Annotated in this window: 18 protein-coding genes; 12 read left to right on the top strand and 6 right to left on the bottom strand. The window is 63.9% G+C overall.

Translation table 11 applies throughout. The features are described 5' to 3' along the window. Nucleotides 1-153: 153 nt before the first annotated feature. The 3 genes from JHW40_RS15535 to JHW40_RS15525 form a co-directional block, all read right to left on the bottom strand. Nucleotides 154-1,155: a DUF808 domain-containing protein gene (locus tag JHW40_RS15535; RefSeq protein WP_090614500.1), complete on the bottom strand. Its 1,002-nt coding sequence runs from the start codon at nt 1,153-1,155 to the stop codon at nt 154-156. A 126-nt stretch (nt 1,156-1,281) separates the two neighbouring features. Continuing rightward, nucleotides 1,282-1,671 (bottom strand): hypothetical protein, encoded by a 390-nt coding sequence (locus JHW40_RS15530; RefSeq protein WP_090614499.1) that lies wholly within the window; start codon nt 1,669-1,671, stop codon nt 1,282-1,284. Beyond that, nucleotides 1,668-2,171, bottom strand: a complete 504-nt coding sequence (locus tag JHW40_RS15525) for a hypothetical protein (RefSeq protein WP_090614497.1) — start codon at nt 2,169-2,171, stop codon at nt 1,668-1,670. The genes JHW40_RS15530 and JHW40_RS15525 overlap by 4 nt, the downstream gene beginning before the upstream one ends. Nucleotides 2,172-2,315: 144 nt before the next feature. Here JHW40_RS15525 and cobS point away from each other — a divergent pair, with 144 nt between their 5' ends. Genes cobS through cobT form a run of 3 tightly spaced genes read left to right on the top strand, consistent with a single transcriptional unit; the run spans nt 2,316 to nt 6,245 of the window. Next, a complete protein-coding gene (gene cobS / locus JHW40_RS15520) occupies nt 2,316-3,287 on the top strand; it encodes a cobaltochelatase subunit CobS (RefSeq protein WP_090614494.1) in 972 nt (323 codons plus the stop codon). A gap of 37 nt (nt 3,288-3,324) precedes the next feature. Beyond that, entirely contained in the window at nt 3,325-4,380 is a 1,056-nt protein-coding gene (locus tag JHW40_RS15515; RefSeq protein WP_090614490.1) for a glycosyltransferase 61 family protein, read from the top strand. Then, nucleotides 4,377-6,245 (top strand): cobaltochelatase subunit CobT, encoded by a 1,869-nt coding sequence (gene cobT / locus JHW40_RS15510; protein WP_090614488.1) that lies wholly within the window; start codon nt 4,377-4,379, stop codon nt 6,243-6,245. The genes JHW40_RS15515 and cobT overlap by 4 nt, the downstream gene beginning before the upstream one ends. Before the next feature lie 190 nt (nt 6,246-6,435). Here the strand turns inward: cobT and JHW40_RS15505 are convergent, their stop codons facing one another. Beyond that, on the bottom strand, nt 6,436-7,851 hold the full coding sequence (locus JHW40_RS15505) for an IS4 family transposase (protein WP_272848964.1): 1,416 nt from the start codon (nt 7,849-7,851) through the stop codon (nt 6,436-6,438). A gap of 205 nt (nt 7,852-8,056) precedes the next feature. Here JHW40_RS15505 and JHW40_RS15500 point away from each other — a divergent pair, with 205 nt between their 5' ends. From JHW40_RS15500 to JHW40_RS15485, 4 genes are all read left to right on the top strand, one after another. Then, nucleotides 8,057-8,425, top strand: coding sequence for a transposase (locus JHW40_RS15500; protein WP_272849005.1), 369 nt, complete (start codon nt 8,057-8,059; stop codon nt 8,423-8,425). Further along, nucleotides 8,422-8,769, top strand: a complete 348-nt coding sequence (gene tnpB, locus JHW40_RS15495) for an IS66 family insertion sequence element accessory protein TnpB (protein WP_272849004.1) — start codon at nt 8,422-8,424, stop codon at nt 8,767-8,769. Before JHW40_RS15500 ends, tnpB begins: the two co-directional genes overlap by 4 nt. A gap of 62 nt (nt 8,770-8,831) precedes the next feature. Further along, nucleotides 8,832-10,460 carry an IS66 family transposase gene (gene tnpC, locus JHW40_RS15490; RefSeq protein WP_272849003.1) on the top strand — a complete coding sequence of 543 codons (1,629 nt, stop codon included), beginning with the start codon at nt 8,832-8,834 and terminating at the stop codon, nt 10,458-10,460. Further along, nucleotides 10,460-10,756 carry a hypothetical protein gene (locus JHW40_RS15485; RefSeq protein ID WP_090616778.1) on the top strand — a complete coding sequence of 99 codons (297 nt, stop codon included), beginning with the start codon at nt 10,460-10,462 and terminating at the stop codon, nt 10,754-10,756. The genes tnpC and JHW40_RS15485 overlap by 1 nt, the downstream gene beginning before the upstream one ends. Nucleotides 10,757-10,767: 11 nt before the next feature. Here JHW40_RS15485 and JHW40_RS15480 read toward each other — a convergent pair whose 3' ends face one another. Together JHW40_RS15480 and JHW40_RS15475 are read right to left on the bottom strand one after the other, a co-directional pair. Beyond that, nucleotides 10,768-11,577 carry an NAD-dependent epimerase/dehydratase family protein gene (locus JHW40_RS15480; RefSeq protein WP_090616780.1) on the bottom strand — a complete coding sequence of 270 codons (810 nt, stop codon included), beginning with the start codon at nt 11,575-11,577 and terminating at the stop codon, nt 10,768-10,770. A 7-nt stretch (nt 11,578-11,584) separates the two neighbouring features. Then, nucleotides 11,585-12,460: a glycosyltransferase gene (locus JHW40_RS15475; protein ID WP_419182449.1), complete on the bottom strand. Its 876-nt coding sequence runs from the start codon at nt 12,458-12,460 to the stop codon at nt 11,585-11,587. A 144-nt stretch (nt 12,461-12,604) separates the two neighbouring features. Between JHW40_RS15475 and JHW40_RS15470 the strand changes: the two genes are divergently transcribed. The 5 genes from JHW40_RS15470 to aspS all read left to right on the top strand — a co-directional run bounded on the left by JHW40_RS15470 (nt 12,605) and on the right by aspS (nt 17,750). Then, on the top strand, nt 12,605-13,984 hold the full coding sequence (locus JHW40_RS15470) for an FAD-binding oxidoreductase (RefSeq protein ID WP_090616782.1): 1,380 nt from the start codon (nt 12,605-12,607) through the stop codon (nt 13,982-13,984). A gap of 72 nt (nt 13,985-14,056) precedes the next feature. Further along, nucleotides 14,057-14,332 (top strand): lipase chaperone, encoded by a 276-nt coding sequence (locus JHW40_RS15465; protein ID WP_090616784.1) that lies wholly within the window; start codon nt 14,057-14,059, stop codon nt 14,330-14,332. Between the two features lie 161 nt (nt 14,333-14,493). Beyond that, nucleotides 14,494-15,279, top strand: coding sequence for a glycoside hydrolase family 25 protein (locus tag JHW40_RS15460; RefSeq protein WP_090616786.1), 786 nt, complete (start codon nt 14,494-14,496; stop codon nt 15,277-15,279). Then, a complete protein-coding gene (locus JHW40_RS15455; protein ID WP_090616787.1) occupies nt 15,252-15,914 on the top strand; it encodes a CPBP family intramembrane glutamic endopeptidase in 663 nt (220 codons plus the stop codon). Before JHW40_RS15460 ends, JHW40_RS15455 begins: the two co-directional genes overlap by 28 nt. A 60-nt stretch (nt 15,915-15,974) precedes the next feature. Continuing rightward, on the top strand, nt 15,975-17,750 hold the full coding sequence (aspS, locus tag JHW40_RS15450) for an aspartate--tRNA ligase (RefSeq protein WP_090616788.1): 1,776 nt from the start codon (nt 15,975-15,977) through the stop codon (nt 17,748-17,750). Nucleotides 17,751-17,805: the final 55 nt, after the last annotated feature.

Raw genomic sequence — 17,805 nt, 5'->3', positions numbered from 1 at the left:
GGGTGACGATGACGCAACAGTATTGTGAAGGTAATGTGACAGCGATTGACTGCTTGGTCAATCTTTCCGCCCGCCTGCCGCCACGTCATCGGCAGGCGAAAAAAAGACCTTTCCTTTCTGTGGAATGCGCCGGATTTCTCGATGTCGTCGAGGTCAATCGGCGCGTTTCTTGTCGCCGCGAAGGGCCGAGATCAGCGGCAGGATGGTGGCGCCCAGCACCGGGTTGATGACGTGTTTCACCAGCGGGATCAGCACCAACCCCAGCAGCAGCCCGAATATCCCGTCGAAAAAGGCGGTGGTGACCCAATTGGCCACGCCCGGCATCTGCGGCAGCGCGATGGCGGCGGCCTCGGCCATCTGGCGGATCCAGTCATAGGGCGCATGCCAGCCCAACTCGTGCAGCCCGTGGATGATGATCTGCCCGCCGACCCAGATCATCGCCGCCGTGCCGACCACGGTCAGCACCGACATGAAGCCCGGCATGAAGCGAACGATGCCGCGCCCCATCGCCGCCAGCAGCCCGCTGCGTTGCGTGGCCAGATGCAGACCGGCATCATCCGCCTTGACCACCAGCGCGACGAATCCATAGACCGCGACGGTGATCGCGATGCCGACCAGCGCCAGAATGACGCCCTTCATCCACAGCGAGTCATCGGCGGGGATCGTGGACAGGGCGATGGTCATGATCTCGGCCGAGAGGATGAAATCGGTCTTGATCGCGCCCGCGACCCGCGTCTCTTCCAGCGCCGCACCGCCGCCTTCGGGGCGGATATGCCTGTCGCTGTCATGGGTGTCCGAGTGGTGGCCGAGGGCATGGGCGACCTTTTCGGCGCCTTCGAAACACAGATAGGCCCCGCCCAGCATCAGCAGCGGCGAAATCGCCCAGGGCGCGAAGGCCGACAGCAGCAGCGCGATGGGCAGCAGGATCACCAGCTTGTTGAACACCGAGCCGCGCGCGATCTTCCACACGATCGGCAATTCCCGGCTGGCATCGAAGCCGTGGACATATTTCGGCGTCACGGCGGCATCGTCGATCACCGCGCCCGCCGCCTTTGCCCCCGCCTTGGCCGCCTGTCCCGCGACATCATCGACCGAAGCCGCCGCGATCTTGGCGATGCCCGCCACGTCATCAAGAAGTGCGATCAGACCGCTCATGCCATCCTCGTCATAAAGTACGCGACCGGGCGGGTTGTCCGTCGCGGGGTCGGGGTATGTTCGGGATCAGGCGTCAGCATGCTGACGCGGCCCGACAGATGCGGGCGAGAGGGGCTGTGGGCGGGCTCAGCCCTGCCCATTCATCACCCACCAGATCAGCAGCGCGATCCCACCCAGCAATGCCAGCCACAGCAGCCGACGCAGCCAGGGCGAGGGCTGTTCGGTCGGATCGATGCTCAGCGGCGCCTGCGCGTGACCCAGCCCTTCGCGGATACGCTGGCGGGCGCGGGCCGGGGCCATCACCGGGGTCTGCCGCAGCGTCATGGCGGCAAAGCGTTCCTGCCATTGCAGGTGATCGGCGGCAAAGGCGGGATCGCTCAGCCGGGCGCGGGCGGTCTCGGCCTCTGCATCGGGCAGGATCCCCAATGCCAGTTCGGCGGCCAGCAGGCTGCGGTCGGATTCGGCCGCGCCCTCGGCAGGGGCTGTCGGCGTGGTCGGTGCGCTGTTCTGGGTCATTCGTCGCGGCCCTCTGCCTGCTCGGGTTGGGGGGCCTTGTCCGGTGCCAGATCGGCGGTCGGCGCGGCCTGCGTTCCGGCCATCTGCGCCAGTTCCGCCCTGATCCGGGCGCGCATCCCGTCGGCGACGAAGCCGTCGCGGCGGGCAAGGGCGGGCAGCGTCGCGCCCTCCAGCCAGATCGCCTCGATGGCCGAGGATCGCGTGACCGCCCCCGGCAGCCCCTCGGCCTCCATCCGCGCCACCGCCATGTCGCGGGTCAGCACCACCAGCCAGGCCATCGGCGAAAGACCGCTGTCTGGCTGCTGGCCCGCCTCGGACCAGATCCGCAGGAACACCTGTTCCAGCGCATCCTCGGCGGCGGGGCGATCCTTCAGGATCGAAACTCCCAGCGCATGCAGCTGCGCGGATGTCCTTTGATACAGCTGATCGAACGCCGCTCGGTCGCCGCCGGCCACCCGTGACAGAAGATTGCCGGTTTCGGTCTGTCGTCTGTCCTGCACGGAAGCCTCGTCTTGCGGTCTTGGTTTCGGCGCGATCCTAGGGGTCGGTGCCGGGGCCGTCAACGCGACGGCCTTCGCGGGCGCTTGCACGCGGCGCTCTTATGCGCGATCAAGACGACGTTGCGATGAAAGGGCCCTGAAAACATGCTGGATCAGAACGCGAAACCTACGGAAGAAATCGACCTGCGCGAAGTGTTCGGTCTGGACAGCGACATGAAGGTCCGGGGCTTTGCCGAACGGACCGAGCGCGTGCCCGAGATCGACACCACCTACAAATTCGATCCCGACACGACGATGGCGATTCTGGCCGGTTTCGCCTATAACCGCCGGGTGATGATCCAGGGCTATCACGGCACCGGCAAATCCACGCATATCGAGCAGGTGGCGGCGCGGCTGAACTGGCCCTGCGTGCGGGTGAACCTTGACAGTCATGTCAGCCGGATCGACCTGATCGGCAAGGACGCGATCAAGCTGGTCGATGGCAAGCAGGTCACGGTCTTTCACGAAGGCATCCTGCCCTGGGCGCTGCGCAACCCCACCGCCATCGTGTTCGACGAATATGACGCGGGCCGGGCGGATGTGATGTTCGTGATCCAGCGCGTGCTGGAGGCTGACGGCAAGCTGACCCTGCTGGACCAGAACGAGGTGATCACCCCGAACCCCTGCTTCCGCCTGTTCGCGACCGCGAATACCGTGGGTCTGGGCGACACCACCGGCCTCTATCACGGCACTCAACAGATCAACCAGGGCCAGATGGACCGCTGGTCGCTGGTCGCGACGCTGAACTATCTGTCGCATGACGCCGAAACCAATATCGTGCTGGCCAAGAACCCGACCTGGAACACCGAAAAGGGCCGCAAGACGATCAGCCAGATGGTGACGCTGGCCGACCTGACGCGGACCGCCTTCATGCAGGGCGACCTGTCCACGGTCATGTCGCCGCGCACCGTCATCAGCTGGGCGCAGAACGCCCGGATCTTCGACAATGTGGGCTATGCGTTCCGGCTGACCTTCCTGAACAAATGCGACGAGTTGGAACGCCAGACCGTGGCCGAGTTCTACCAGCGCCTGTTCGACGAGGAATTGCCGGAAAGCGCGGTGGCGAAGGCGGGCTAGAGGCAAGCCTGCCTAAATCGCCATCAGGAGGGGAAAAATGCTACGTCCTAACCCGTTGCTGAACATCGCGCGTTCAAAATTGCGTATGAGCAAAGCTATTAGCGAAGTGGCAGACGCTGTAGAGATTATTGAGCCCGAAACAGTTGAGATCGCCCCTCCTATCGCAATCCTGCCTGGAATGCTTGACAGAGTCACAAACGGAGTCCCGGGGCATAGCACAGCACAACAGGAACTCGATGCGGCAACCGTGTCGGTTTTCACTCATGCGCCCGTCGTTAGATACGTTCTCTCTGATTGTCTGGTACATAAAGGGGGCGTTGAATATCATGGTGGTTTTATCGCAAAAACCCGGGAGGTGCGTGACCGTTTCAATTACGCCAAAGTGGTCATGGAGCCCACGAAAACATATTGCATGTCATTAGTCAGTCATATTTATTTTGGACACTGGCTGACTGACGCCTGCTCGACCGCGCTCTTGGCCGAAAATCCTGACGAGGTCATTTTGGATTGTCGACCCGACTGGCCGGATACCATTTCCTATGCGCGGCGTTTTCAGATCAAGACATCACCACCCGAAGCAATGCGCGTTACTACGCTAACCGTCTATTCAGATTACTCTCAAGGAAAATCAAAACGTCAACGTTATGCAGCGCTGAGAAAGCGGCTACGGAACACCATTCAGATACAAGATGAAGTTCCGCGCCGTCCGGCATATCTCAAGCGCGGAACAACTGGTGCTGCGCGTCTGCTTGCTCATGAGGATGTTCTGTGCAAGCGTTTGGCTGCACAGGGATTCGATATTATTGACCTGCATACCGATTTCGAGGATCGCTACCAACGGCTCGCCGCCGCACCGGTCCTTGTGACTGTGGATGGCAGTCATGTAAATCACGCTTACTTTGCTATGTTGGCAGGATCCAGTATCATCAGCCTTACTCCCGCGGATCGGTTTACCATGCGAGAACGAGGCGTCGCGAATGCATTTGATCTTGGTTATGGCAGTGTCGTAATGCGACGAACTGCAGACGGCTATCTCGCCGACCCGGATGAGATTCTGAGGACTGTTGACTTGGCAATGCGGCGTCAAACATGAAACGCACTGACAATCCCGCCGATCCGTTCAAGAAGGCCCTGACCGAGGCCACCCGCGCCCTGGCTGACGAGGGCGATCTGAACGTGACCTTCAGCGCCGACCCCTCGGGGGTGACGGGCGACACGATGCGCCTGCCTCAGGTCAGCCGCCGGATGACGCGGGAAGAGGTGCTGCTGGCGCGTGGTACCGCCGATGCGCTGGCCATGCGGATGCGCCATCACGACGCGGCCACCCATTCGCGATTCGCCCCCTCGGGCCCGATGGCGCGGGAACTCTATGAGGCGATGGAGACCGCCCGCTGCGAGGCCCTGGGCGCGCGCGAGATGCCCGGCGCACTGTCCAATATCGACGCCCGCATCGGCGCGGATGCCGACAAGAAGGGCTATACCCAGATCAAGGCGGCGGCGGATGCGCCGCTGGCGGTCGCGGCGGGCTATGTGTTGCGGCAGGCGGCGACGGGGCGGGAGCTGCCGCGCGGGGCGCAGCATGTCGCCGATCTGTGGCGCCCCTTCATCGAACAGCAGGCGGGCGAGACGCTGGCCGATGTGAACAGCGTGCTGGCCGATCAGGCGGCCTTCGCACGTCTGGCGCGGCGGGTGATCAGCGATCTGGGCTATGGCGACCAACTGGGCGAGGACCCTGACGAACCCGATGAGGACGAGGGCGAGGAAAACGCCGAGCAGGATGAAGAGGCCGGCGACAATCAGGCCCGCGATCAGGATGAAAACGAGGATGCCGAAGCCTCGCCCGAACAATCGCAGGAACAGCAGCAGGACGAACGTCAGGCGCAGGTCAGCATGGACGACCAGTCCGACGAGATGCTGACCGACGAGGCCGAGATGCCGGAATCGGAAACGCCGCCCGACACCCCGCCGCCGGTCAGCGAGGCCTCGCCCGATTACAAGGTCTTCAGCCAGCAATGGGACGAAGAGATCCGGGCCGAGGATCTGGCCGATCCGGCAGAGCTGGAACGCCTGCGCGCCTATCTGGACAAGCAGCTGGACCCCTTGCGCGGCGCGGTCAGCCGTCTGGCCAACAAGCTGCAACGCCGCCTTCAGGCGCAGCAGAACCGCAGCTGGGAATTCGACAAGGAAGAGGGCGTGCTGGATGCGGGCCGCCTTGCCCGCGTGGTGGCGAACCCGACGACGCCGCTGTCCTTCAAGATCGAGAAGGACACCGAGTTCCGCGATACGGTGGTGACGCTGCTGATCGACAATTCCGGCTCGATGCGCGGTCGCCCGATCTCGATTGCCGCGATCTGCGCCGACGTTCTGGCCCGGACGCTGGAACGCTGTTCGGTGAAGGTCGAGATCCTTGGCTTCACCACCCGCGCCTGGAAAGGCGGGCAGGCGCGAGAGGCATGGTTGCAGGCAGGCCGTCCCGCCCAGCCCGGACGCCTGAACGACCTGCGCCACATCATCTATAAATCCGCCGACGCCCCCTGGCGGCGGGTGCGGCCCAATCTGGGCCTGATGATGAAGGAAGGGCTGCTGAAAGAGAATATCGACGGCGAGGCTCTGGAATGGGCGCATAAGCGGCTGGTGAAACGCTCCGAGGCCCGCAAGATCCTGATGGTGATCTCGGACGGCGCCCCGGTTGATGATTCCACGCTGTCGGTGAACCCGGCAAACTATCTCGAAAAGCACCTGCGCGATGTGATCGCCATGGTCGAGCGCCGACGGGCGGTCGAGCTGCTGGCCATCGGCATCGGCCATGACGTGACCCGCTATTACGAACGCGCGGTCACGATCACCGATGCCGAACAACTGGCCGGGGCGATCACAGAACAACTGGCGGCGCTGTTCGACAGCGATCCGCGCAAACGCGCCCGGGTTCTGGGCATGGCCCCCCTGCGCCGCGCCTGATTCGAGTCCCCCAAGAAGGTATTTGGCAGGAGTGCGAGGGAGGCGCGACCTCCTGTATCCTCGCACTCCTTGAAAATACCTTGGGGGAGTCGCGCAGCGACGGGGGCAAAGCCCCCTTCTGCCAACTCCGATAAGATCACGCTTGTCTTTGTTGCGCCTGTTCAACGTAACGGCCCGGTTGCCCTTGCAGTTACCCATATGTCTCGGATGATGGTGTTTCGGCGATGCGAGCGCCTTCGACAAGATCGGCGAGGCGGGAGAGGCCGCGCCATATGACGGTGGTTCCTGGTGGCGCATCGGAGGTCCGATCGAGATAGCCGCCGAGCCGCGCGACGAGTCTGACATAGAAATCGAGGTCACGCGGAAGCTTTTGCTTGCTCTCGGGCGCTGTGCGCTCGAGCAGTTGGCGTTCGGCGTCGGTGAAGACGGCAGCAGGCGATGCTTTCGGCACCTCTCGGCCGAGCATCGTCATCCATGACACGCGCCAGGACACGACGCAGCACAACGCGATACAGTTTGCCAGTCGATCAGCCGTGGCCAGGCGCAGCTCTTCGATCCGGCACCCGGTCTTCAGGGTCCGGAAGAATGTCTCGATCTTCCAGCGCAGCGCATACCATTGGAGCTTGTGGATTGCGTCCGCGTGGGTCGCCACCGGCAAGTTCGTGATCAGCTTCCAGAAGACGGGCACCCGGCCTTCCGGCGGGTCAAGCTCCTCGGCATGGATGATCTGAAGATTCTGATGCCGGTATTTCCGCTGCTTTCCGATCGGCGGGCGGACCGTCATTGTAGCGTGCCGGACCGAGAGCACGGCGCAATGATCCTTGCCCTGCGCATCGCGGAACCGGACCTCGTGGGTGCCGCTGGACTGCACCTCTGCCATCACCTTGGCAATGGTCGTGCCGCCATCCTCCGCCAGACGGTCGACGCAGCTGCGGACGAGGAACCCGGTCCCGAGTTCTTCGGACAGGCAGTAGAGTTCGTATATGTCGCTTTCCCGATCACCGATATGCACGCAGCGCTCTGGCACCCCTGTCAGTTCGGTGGACAGGCGCAGATTGTCGAGCCAGCGCATGCTTTCCTTCTGTTCGATCGGCACCCGGGTCGGATTGATCTTCCGTTTAAGAGCGGCGGTTCCCTTGAACTTGCTGCGCGACCAGAACTTGGCCGCCGTCAGGCCGAGCGGCAGCCCATCCGGCGTGATGGCCATGCTGGCATGCATCAAAAGCCCGCAGACCGCATGTTTCTGATAGCGACCTTCCTTCAGTTTGCGTCCAGTCGACACCGTCGTGAACCCCACCTTCTCCGGAGCCGAACGCTTGAAGGAGAATTCCGTGGTGTCCTGCAGGATCAGGATGGGACCATCGGTTGCCCGGATGCGCAGGGCAGAGGCAGCGAAATGGCCCTCGAGGATCTTGTCCTCGCTGACATTGCCGTTAGCAAAGAAGCGGTAGGCGGCCTTGGTATTCGACCAGTCCTGGAATGCCGTCGGCAGCGATTTTCCCGGCCGTTCCCCGAGGGCCTCGAGCATTGCCTCAAGCCGCCTGTTCAGCCTGACATCTCCCAGATCGCATCCGGCCGTTTCCGTTTCCACCCAACTCTGTCCCATGTCTGCACCTCAATTATTCGGTGCCACATGACGAATCATGATCGCTTGTGCTCAGGCAAGGCCAAGTCTGGTGGGTGAATCAATTCGCCGCACCACTTGTGGGTAACTGCAAGCCGGTTGCCACCGCCTTTTGATCTGGGTCTCGGACCTTAAGCTACGTCGTTATTGACGTCCTTACCGACGTCGTATCGGGGAGCTGAGCTCTGTGGGTCATGTTGAGGTTCTGGGACGGGAGCGTCGCCGTAGATGGTCGGATGCCGAGAAGATTTCGGTCCTGGAGCGCGTGGGTGTCAACGGCAGGACGGTGACGGATGTTGCGCGCGAGGCCGACCTGACGCGGCAACACATCTATCAGTGGCGCCAGGAGATGCGGCGCAAGGGGCTTTGGCCTGTCTCGGGTTCGGCGCTGTTTGTGCCGGTTGACGAAGATGCCGCTGGCCGCAGCCAGCCCCTGGCACCCGGGTCGGTGCCGATGATCGAGATATTGCTGCGCAACGGTCGGCATGTTCGTTGCGCCGAGACGATCGATGACCGATCTCTTGCGCGGCTGATCCGTGTGCCGGAGGCCGTATGATCGGACCCGGCACAGGCGTCCGGGTCTATCTGGCTTGTGGCGTGACGGACATGAGGAAAGGCATCGAGGGGTTGGCCGCTCTCGCACAGGATCACCTGCGCCAGAAGCCGACCGGCGGTGCGGTCTTTGCATTCCGTGGGCGTCGCGGCGACAGGTTGAAGCTTTTGTATTGGGATGGGCAAGGCTTCTGCCTCTATTACAAGGTGCTGGAAAAGGGACGCTTCCCCTGGCCCGCGCACGGTGACGGCGCCGCGCGTCTGACCTCTGCGCAGTTGGCGATGCTCTGGGAAGGGATCGACTGGCGCAGACCGGTCCGGGGTGCGCCACCGGCTCGCGTCGGCTGATTTATCCTACTGAAACGCCTTGTTTTTATGGCCATTCCGGCTGCCTTGTGGTCGTCGGGCGCATGTCGGCTGTGCCCCAGATCCTTCCTGATGATCCTGCGCTTCTGAAGGCGCTGATCGCGGCATTGCAGGCGGAAAACGCGAAGATCTCGGCCACCTTGCGCGCCCATGACCAGTTGATCCAGTCCCTGCGGCTGCGCATCGCGAGGCTGAAGAAGCAGGTGTTCGGCCAGTCCTCGGAAAAGATCGAGCGCGAGATCGAGCAGCTTGAGCTGGCGCTGGAGGATCTGCTGATCGCGACGGCCGAAAGCGAGACTTCGGTCCCGGCTGACGGTCAGGGCGATGATACGCTGGAAACGTCAGCGACCGATGGCGTCTCTGACCGCCCCTCCCGCCGCCGCCCTCGGGTCTCGGACAGCACGCCGCGCGAGCGGCAGGAACTGGACCCCGGCAGGTGCTGCCCCGATTGCGGTGGCGATCTGCGTCTGGTGGGCGAGGATGTCAGCGAGATGCTGGATCTGATCGCGGCACAGTTGAAGGTCGTGCAGATCGCCCGGCTCAAGAAATCCTGCCGCCGCTGCGAACGCATGGTGCAAGTTCCGGCCCCCAGCCGCCCGATCCCCGGCAGCGTGGCAGGCGCGGGCCTGCTGGCGCATATCCTCGTCTCCAAGTTCGACGACCATCTTCCCTTGTATCGCCAGCACGAGATCTTCGCCCGGATGGGAGCGGATATCCCCGACAGCACACTGGTCGACTGGTGCGGTCGCGCCATGAAGGTGCTGGCCCCGTTGATCGAACGGATCGAGGCGGACGTGATGACCAGCGACCTGCTGCATGCCGACGATACACCGATCCGGGTGCTGGATCGTGTGGGCCGGGACAAGGGGCTGGGCAAGGGCGTGAAGAAGGGCCGGATCTGGGCCTATATCCGTGACCAGCGGCCTTGGTCGGGTGCCTCGCCCCCCGGTGCTGTCTATGCGTTTGCGCCGGATTGGAAGGAAGAACACGTCCATCGCCATCTGGCCAACACCCGCGGCATCCTGCAGGCCGATGGCTACAAGGGATATGCAAAGCTCTATGCTCCACAGCCGGATGGGGCGCACCGCCTGCAAGAGGCAGCGTGTTGGGCCCACCTGCGGCGCGACTTCCATGACGAATGGGACAAGACCAGATCCGCGATCGCCCGCGAAGCGCTCGACCGTATCGGCGCGCTCTACGACATCGAGCGGGAGATCACCGGTCATCCCGCCGCGATCCGTCTTGCCGCGCGCCAGAAGCACAGCGCCCCGAAGGTCGAGGCCTTCTTCGCCTGGTCAGAGAGCCAACTCTCGCGGATCCCCGGCAAGGGGGATCTGGCCAAAGCCTTCCGTTATGGGCTGAGCCGTCAGGACGCCTTCAGCCTGTTCTTGTCCGATGGGCGCGTGGGCATCGATAACAATCCGGCCGAGCGCGCCCTGCGCCCGATCGGCGTTGGCCGCCGTAACTGGCTCTTCGCGGGGGCCGATACCGGAGCCGAAACGTTGGCCCGGGCCATGACCATCGTTGAGACCGCCAAAATGAATGGCCTGGACCCGCAGGCCTATCTGGCCGACATTCTGGCCCGTATCCATGATCACAAGATCAACCGGCTCGACGATCTGCTGCCCTGGAACTGGTCGCCGCTGCCCTCCGCCCAGCACGAGGCCGCCTGATGGCAACCGTCACCCACGTCTGCACCCTCGACTACGTCGCAAAGATGCTGGGCGAGGACCCCGAGCTTCTCGAAGCCATCGTCTACAACGATGACAACCTGACCTACGGCGCGATCATCAGCGTCTATACCGGCCCCGATGACACCGTCACCGCCCTGACCGATGACGGTATCGACGAACTGAAAGACATGCTCAGGGACGCGCGCATCACCACCGAAACCTGGCACGCGTTCCTCGACGACCTTGTCGATGACACAGAACTCGTCGCCCGCATCAAAGCCCAATCGCTGCGGTAACAATCAGTCGGTTACTCAACAAGGGCGGGCAGGGTTTGGCGCAGGCGCTTTGTTCCGCCGGGCCGCCATCCCATGGCCGCCAGCGCATCACAGCGAAGCTGACGTAGGCCGGAGGAGTCGGCTGGGGCGGGCAGCGGAGTGCGACAACCCGTCAGCTCCGACACCATTGCCAGCAGGTCGCGGTGATCCAGCAGGAGGTCGCTGGCATTGACCGTGCGGGGCGGCGCGGGGTGGGTCAGCAGCAGAAGGATCGCGGCGGCAAGGTCATCGACATGCAGTTCCGTGGCGATGCGCGACGGGGCCTGACGACCCGCCAGATGGGCGGCGAAAAGGTCGCGCCATTTATTGGCCTTGCCGGGACCATAGAGACCGGTGGCGCGGATGGCGGTGGTGGTCAGGGGGCTTTGGGCCAGATGCGCCTCGGCCAGTGCCTTGACCTCGCCATACAGATTGGCGGGCGCCGGGGGCAGGTCGTCAGGCAGAATCATCCCTGCGGGGTGGCCGTCATGGACGGCGCGCGAGGACAGGAACAGGATCCGCGACAAGCCGGCATCGGCGGCCTGAGAAAACAGCCGGATCGAGCCGTCCAGATTGGCGCGGCGGAAGCCTTGCGGGTCGCAGCCCTCGCCGCCGCGATAGCGGCCGGGCACATGGGCGAAGGCGCAATGGATCAGGGCGTCATGGCCGCGCAGATCCGCAGGCTGTCCCAGCCGCCAGCCATCGCCGACGCCCAGCAGCGTCAGATCATGCCCGGCGGCGCGGCAGGCCCGGGCGATGAAGCTGCCGGCGATGCCGCTGGCGCCGGTCAGGACGATGCGCATGGTGGCGTCAGGCGGCCGGGCGGGTCTGGGTGGCCAGATCCGGCATCGACTGGCCCGAGGCGATCGCGCGCCACAGATCGATCAGCGGGCGCAGCAGATGCGCCTTGTCATGGTCCTGCCACGGTTTCTCATATTGGTAATGCAGGATGCGAATGTCCCGCCAACTCCACAATTCCGGCATGTTCAGCCAGACATATTGCAGCATGTTGTGATGGATCGACAGCCCGTGCCAGTCGGTGAAATAATCCTGAAGGAAGGTCTGGTCGGTGCGTCTCCAGAAGGCACCGGGCTGGTCCAGCCGGGCCAGCATGTCGCGGAAGGTCCGCAGATCGGGCCGCGCGGTGAAAACGCCCGAATTCATCCGGTGGAACCCGTCCAGACCGTCATAGACATTCGGCGCGGCGCAGAATTGCGGCATCTCGAACAGCTTGTCCACATCGCGCAGCACCACCGCATCGGCGTCGATGAACACGCAGCGGTCGTAATCAAGCTGCCACAGCCGCAGCTTGATGAAATTGTCCAGCGGGGTGTGAAAATCGGGCTTGCCGCCACGGGTAAAGGCCGCGCGGGCATGCAGCGCGTCGCGGGCATGGGTGCGGTCGAAATGCTCGGACGTGGGCAGCAGCCCGGCCTCGATCAGCCGTCCGCCCAAAGCCCGCAGCCGCGCCAGATGCGCCGGTTGCAGTCCGCGATGCATCACCACCATATCCGCCTTGGTCCCGGTCAGGCGCAGCGAACGCAGCAGCGCCTCGGCGCCGGGCAGGTAATCGGGGTTGGTGACAAGCGTCACATAGGCATGATCCGCCCGCGAGGGGGATTCGGGGTTCAGACCCTCGGGCGATCCCATGCGGCGCGGAATGCGGGAAATTCGGGCGTGGTCCATCTTGAGACAAGGTCCTGATCTCTGATCCTGCGATACGAGACGCGACGTTATGGCGCTTGCGTGAACAGTTGATGACAGAACCCCAAGGGGTTTGCCAAGTTTCATGCACGCGCTACACAGCCGTAAACAAGCAAAGGATCGCCCATGAGCCTCAATCCCGATCTGGAAAACCGCCTGCGCGACCTGCTGGGTGCGCGGTTGTCGGTAACGGCTGCCGATCGCGGTGAACATGCCCGCTCGGAAAGCCTGCATAGCGCGCCTCCGCCCGATGCCGTCGTCTGGCCGGAAACCGCCGATGAGGTGGCGCAGATCCTGGCCGCCTGCAACGAGACCGGCACGCCGGTGATTCCCTGGGGCACCGGCACCTCGCTGGAAGGTCATGCGCTGGCCTATACCGGCGGGGTGACGCTGGATCTGATGCGGATGGACAGGATCGTCGAGGTCAGGGCGGGCGACATGCAGGTGACCGTCCAGCCGGGCGTGACGCGCGAGGCGCTGAATACCGAACTTCGCGCGACCGGTCTGTTCTTTCCGGTCGATCCCGGCGCCAATGCCAGTCTGGGCGGGATGGCCGCGACCCGGGCCAGCGGCACGACCGCCGTGCGTTACGGCACCATGCGCGACAATGTGCTTGCGCTGGAGGTGGTGCTGGCCGATGGCCGCATCATCCGCACCGGCACGCGGGCGGCGAAATCCAGCGCGGGCTATGACCTGACCGGGCTGTTCGTGGGGGCCGAGGGTACGCTGGGGGTCATCACCGAACTGACGCTGCGCCTGCATGGCCAGCCCGAAGAGGTCGCCGCCGCCGTCTGCGCCTTCGACACGCTGGATCACGCCGTCGAATGCGTCACCGCCACCATCCAGTCGGGCATTCCGATGGCGCGGATCGAATTCGTCGATGCCGCCACGGCGCGGGCCTTCAACCTGCATTCCGGCGCCAGCCTGCCGGAAAAGCCGCATCTGATGGTCGAATTCCACGGCTCGCCCGTATCTGTGCGCGAGGATGCGGAATCCTTTGGCGCGCTGGCCGGGGAATTTGGCGGGCAGGGCTTTGACTGGGCCAGCAGCACCGAGGACCGGGCGCGGCTGTGGCGGATGCGTCATGGCGCCTATCACGCCAGTTTCGTGCTGCGTCCGGGCGCGCGGGGCATCATCACCGATGTCTGCGTGCCGATGTCGGAACTGCCCGCCGCCGTCACCGCGGCCGCCGCCGATATCGAGGCCGAGGGCCTGTTGGGCCCCATCGTCGGCCATGTCGGAGACGGCAATTTCCATACGTTGCTGCTGGTCGATCCCGAAAATGCCGATGAGATCGCGCGCGCCAAGCAGGTCGCCACCCGCATGGCCGAACGCGCCATTGCCGTGGGCGGCACGATTTCGGGCGAACATGGCATCGGCGTCGGCAAGCGGGGCCTGATGGCCGCGCAGCACGGCGCGGGCTGGCAGGTGATGGGCGATATTAAGGCGGCGCTGGACCCGCGCAATATCCTCAATCCGGGCAAGCTGGTGGCGGATCGCAACTGAAACCTGCCTGACGCCGGGGAACCGGACCCGCCCTGAACCGTTGGTTTTTCAACCGGATCAAGGAGGATCGGCATGTCCCATAACGACAACAAACCCGAGCGATCGGCCCGGCGTCACAACCCGGCGCTGATCGCGATCGCCGTCGCCGTGGTGGTGGCGATACTGGCATTCGTGGTGCTTATCCCCGGCGCCCCCGAAGAGGACGGAATCGCCACGACCGCGCCACCCGAAGGCACCACCTCGACCGAGGCCGAGGGCACCGACGCCAGCGAATCGGCCCCGGTCATCCCCGAAGAGGTCGAAGGCACCGTGCCCGACACGGAATCCGAGGCCGAACCGGCGAACTGACACCGCGCTGCGCGGGCGGGGTCATGGTCCCGCCGCGCCCCGTTCCTGACGCTATCGTGACCCTCAAGGCCCGGTGACTTTCGCTCACGCCTTTGCGATAACGGCGCAAAACGTGCAAAGCATGACAGGCAAAAAAAAAGAGCGAGGGACGAGGGCAGGGAATGGGTGTTCTGAAGAAACTGATAATCGCGGTGGTGCTGGTGGCGATGGCGGCCTGCGCCCGCTCTCCGGGGTCTTATGGGCCCAGCCCCGGGCCGGGGGCGAACCCGATGCTGGGGGATTCGCGGCCGCATGAATGGCGCAACGGGCATCCCTACGGCCATCAGGTCCACGGCATCGACGTGTCGCGCTGGCAGGGCGATATCGACTGGGGGCAGGTCCGGCAGGCGGGCATTTCGTTTGCCTTCATCAAGTCGACCGAAGGCGGCGATCACAGCGATCCGAACTTCCAGCGTTATTGGCGCGAGGCGGGGCAGGCGCGGATTCCGCGCGGCGCCTATCACTATTACTATTTCTGCCGCACCGGGGCCGAGCAGGCGGCATGGTTCATCCGCAATGTCCCGCGCGAGGTCGGCTCGCTGCCGCCGGTGCTGGATCTGGAATGGACCAATTCGCGCACCTGTCCGCGCCGTCCGCCGCCCCATGAGGTCAAGCGCGAGGCGAATGTCTTTCTGGACATCGTCGGCCGCCATTATGGCCAGCGCCCGATCATCTATACCACGGTGGACTTCTACCGCGACAACCAGTTGGGCGATATGCGGGCGGAATTCTGGCTGCGCTCGGTCGCGGATCATCCGCGCATGACCTATCCGGGGCAGCGTTGGGCGTTCTGGCAATATACCGGCACCGGCATCGTTCCGGGCATTCAGGGCAATACCGACCTGAACGCATTCGCCGGCACAGCAACCGATTGGCAGCGATGGTTACAGACACGACTGACACGATAAGGCCACGCACCTGGCTTTGGATCGAGTTCGCGGCGCTCTATATCGGGGCGCCGCTGGTGATTGCGATATTCCTGCCGCACGGGATGCTGTTTCCGGCGCTGGCGGTCTTCAGCATCGCCGGGTTGATGCTGTTGTGGCGGACCGGCGGTTTCGACTGGCGGTCGCTGGTCAGCGGGTGGGGCAGGGTGCCGTGGCTGTTCGCGCTGGCCTTCACGCTGGGTGTGGGGCTGATCGGCTGGGCGATCATCGCGGCGACCAATCCCGATTACCTGCGCCGCCTGACGCCCGAGAGGCTGCGCTTTCTGGCCATGATCTGGGTGCTTTACCCGCTGCTGTCGGCGCTGCCGCAGGAACTGATCTTCCGACCGCTGTTCTTCCACCGCTTCGGCAGCCTGTTTTCCGATGTCAGGGTGGCGGTGGTGATGAATGCCGCGATCTTCAGCTTTGCCCATCTGATGTATTGGAGCGCGGTCGTCGCCACCATGACCTTTTTCGGCGGGCTGATCTTTGCCCTGGCCTATCTGTGGCGCGGCTTTGCCTCGGCGTGGTTGCTGCACGCGCTGGCGGGCAACATGCTGTTCACCACCGGCATGGGCTATTATTTCTGGACCGGCAACGTCGTTCGCCCGTTCTGAGCGGTTGACTTCGCCCGCGTCCCGCGCTTCATGCGGGGGCTGAATAACTGGGGACCGATCATGCATGCCTATCGCAGCCATACCTGTGGCGATCTGACCGCCGCGAATGCCGGTGAAACCATCCGTCTGTCGGGCTGGGTCCATCGCGTTCGCGATCACGGAGGCGTGCTGTTCGTCGATCTGCGCGATCATTACGGCATGACGCAGGTGCTGGCCGACAGTGACAGCCCCGCCTTCGCCGCGATGGAGAAGCTGCGGGCTGAAACCGTGATCCGCATCGACGGTCGGGTGAAACCGCGCGATGCGGCGCTGGTCAACCCCAAGCTGCCCACCGGCGAGATCGAGGTCTATGCCACCGAAATCGAGGTGCTTGGCCCCGCGGACGAGCTGCCGCTGCCGGTCTTTGGCGATCAGGATTACCCCGAGGAAACGCGGCTGGCCTATCGCTTTCTCGATCTGCGCCGCGAAAGCCTGCACAACAACATCATGCTGCGGTCGCAGGTGGTGCGCTCCTTACGCAACCGCATGTGGGATCAGGGTTTCACCGAATTCCAGACCCCGATCATCACCGCGTCCAGCCCCGAAGGCGCGCGCGACTTTCTAGTGCCTTCGCGCCTGCATCCGGGCAAGTTCTACGCCCTGCCGCAAGCGCCCCAGCAGTTCAAGCAGCTGATCATGGTCGCGGGCTTCGACAAGTATTTCCAGATCGCACCCTGCTTCCGCGACGAGGATCCGCGCGCCGACCGCAGCCCGACCGATTTCTATCAGCTTGATCTGGAGATGTCCTTTGTCGATCAAGAGGACGTCTTTGCCGCGATCCAGCCGGTCATTCAGGGGCTGTTCGAGGAATTCGGGGGTGGCCGCCCGGTTGATGCCGACTGGCCGCGCATCCCCTATGCCGAGGCAATGCTGAAATACGGCAGCGACAAGCCCGATCTGCGCAACCCGATCGAGATGCAGGTGGTCTCTGACCATTTCCGCGGCTCGGGCTTCGCGATCTTCGCCAGGCTGCTGGAGCAGGACGGCACCGAAGTCCGCGCCATTCCCGCGCCGGGCGGCGGGTCGCGCAAGTTCGCCGACCGCATGAACGCCTTCGCGCAACAGCAGGGTCTGCCCGGCATGGGTTACATCTTCTGGCGCAAGGCCGAGGATGGCAGCACCGAAGCCGCCGGTCCCATCGCCAAGAATATCGGGCCCGAGCGCACCGAGGCGATCCGCCAGCAGCTTGGGCTGGGCGAAGGCGACGCGGCCTTCTTCCTTGGCGGCAAGCCCGAGACCTTCGAGGCTGTGGCGGGACGTGCCCGCAACGAGATCGGCCGCGAGTTGAAGCTGACCGATGAGAACCAGTTCAAATTCGCCTGGATCGTCGATTTTCCGATGTATGAGAAAACCGATGACGGGAAAATCGACTTTAGCCACAACCCCTTCTCGATGCCGCAAGGGGGCCTTCAGGCGCTGGAGGCCGATCCGCTGGCGGTCATGGGCTTTCAGTATGATCTGGCCTGCAACGGCTATGAACTGGTGTCGGGTGCGATCCGCAACCACAAGCCGGAAATCATGTTCCGGGCGTTCGAGTTGGCGGGCTATCCGGCATCCGAGGTCGAAAAGCGTTTCGGCGGCATGGTCAAGGCGTTCCGCTATGGCGCGCCGCCCCACGGTGGTTGTGCGGCGGGGATCGACCGGATCGTGATGCTGCTGGCGGATGAGCAGAACATCCGCGAGGTCATCATGTTCCCGATGAACCAGCGTGCCGAGGATCTGATGATGGGCGCGCCAAGCGAGCCGGCGAACGAACAGCTTCGTGATCTGCGCCTGCGGGTTTTGCCGAAAGAGTGAACTGACATCGCGCATCGCCGCATGGCATAGATGTTGCGGGGCGCAAGGCCCGCAG

The sequence above is a fragment of the Paracoccus alcaliphilus genome (genome assembly GCF_028553725.1).
GTDB classification, from domain to species: domain Bacteria; phylum Pseudomonadota; class Alphaproteobacteria; order Rhodobacterales; family Rhodobacteraceae; genus Paracoccus; species Paracoccus alcaliphilus.
The sequence above is the reverse complement of the archived record's forward strand: the minus strand, read 5'-3'. Positions and strand labels throughout refer to the sequence as shown.

Coding starts and splice junctions, on each gene's coding strand:
- JHW40_RS15535 (WP_090614500.1), bottom strand. CDS start 1,155: ATGAGCGGTCTGATCGCACTTCTTGATGACGTGGCGGGCATCGCCAAG.
- JHW40_RS15530 (WP_090614499.1), bottom strand. CDS start 1,671: ATGACCCAGAACAGCGCACCGACCACGCCGACAGCCCCTGCCGAGGGC.
- cobS (WP_090614494.1), top strand. CDS start 2,316: ATGCTGGATCAGAACGCGAAACCTACGGAAGAAATCGACCTGCGCGAA.
- JHW40_RS15515 (WP_090614490.1), top strand. CDS start 3,325: ATGCTACGTCCTAACCCGTTGCTGAACATCGCGCGTTCAAAATTGCGT.
- cobT (WP_090614488.1), top strand. CDS start 4,377: ATGAAACGCACTGACAATCCCGCCGATCCGTTCAAGAAGGCCCTGACC.
- JHW40_RS15505 (WP_272848964.1), bottom strand. CDS start 7,851: ATGGGACAGAGTTGGGTGGAAACGGAAACGGCCGGATGCGATCTGGGA.
- tnpB (WP_272849004.1), top strand. CDS start 8,422: ATGATCGGACCCGGCACAGGCGTCCGGGTCTATCTGGCTTGTGGCGTG.
- tnpC (WP_272849003.1), top strand. CDS start 8,832: ATGTCGGCTGTGCCCCAGATCCTTCCTGATGATCCTGCGCTTCTGAAG.
- JHW40_RS15485 (WP_090616778.1), top strand. CDS start 10,460: ATGGCAACCGTCACCCACGTCTGCACCCTCGACTACGTCGCAAAGATG.
- JHW40_RS15480 (WP_090616780.1), bottom strand. CDS start 11,577: ATGCGCATCGTCCTGACCGGCGCCAGCGGCATCGCCGGCAGCTTCATC.
- JHW40_RS15475 (WP_419182449.1), bottom strand. CDS start 12,460: ATGGACCACGCCCGAATTTCCCGCATTCCGCGCCGCATGGGATCGCCC.
- JHW40_RS15470 (WP_090616782.1), top strand. CDS start 12,605: ATGAGCCTCAATCCCGATCTGGAAAACCGCCTGCGCGACCTGCTGGGT.
- JHW40_RS15465 (WP_090616784.1), top strand. CDS start 14,057: ATGTCCCATAACGACAACAAACCCGAGCGATCGGCCCGGCGTCACAAC.
- JHW40_RS15460 (WP_090616786.1), top strand. CDS start 14,494: ATGGGTGTTCTGAAGAAACTGATAATCGCGGTGGTGCTGGTGGCGATG.
- JHW40_RS15455 (WP_090616787.1), top strand. CDS start 15,252: ATGGTTACAGACACGACTGACACGATAAGGCCACGCACCTGGCTTTGG.
- aspS (WP_090616788.1), top strand. CDS start 15,975: ATGCATGCCTATCGCAGCCATACCTGTGGCGATCTGACCGCCGCGAAT.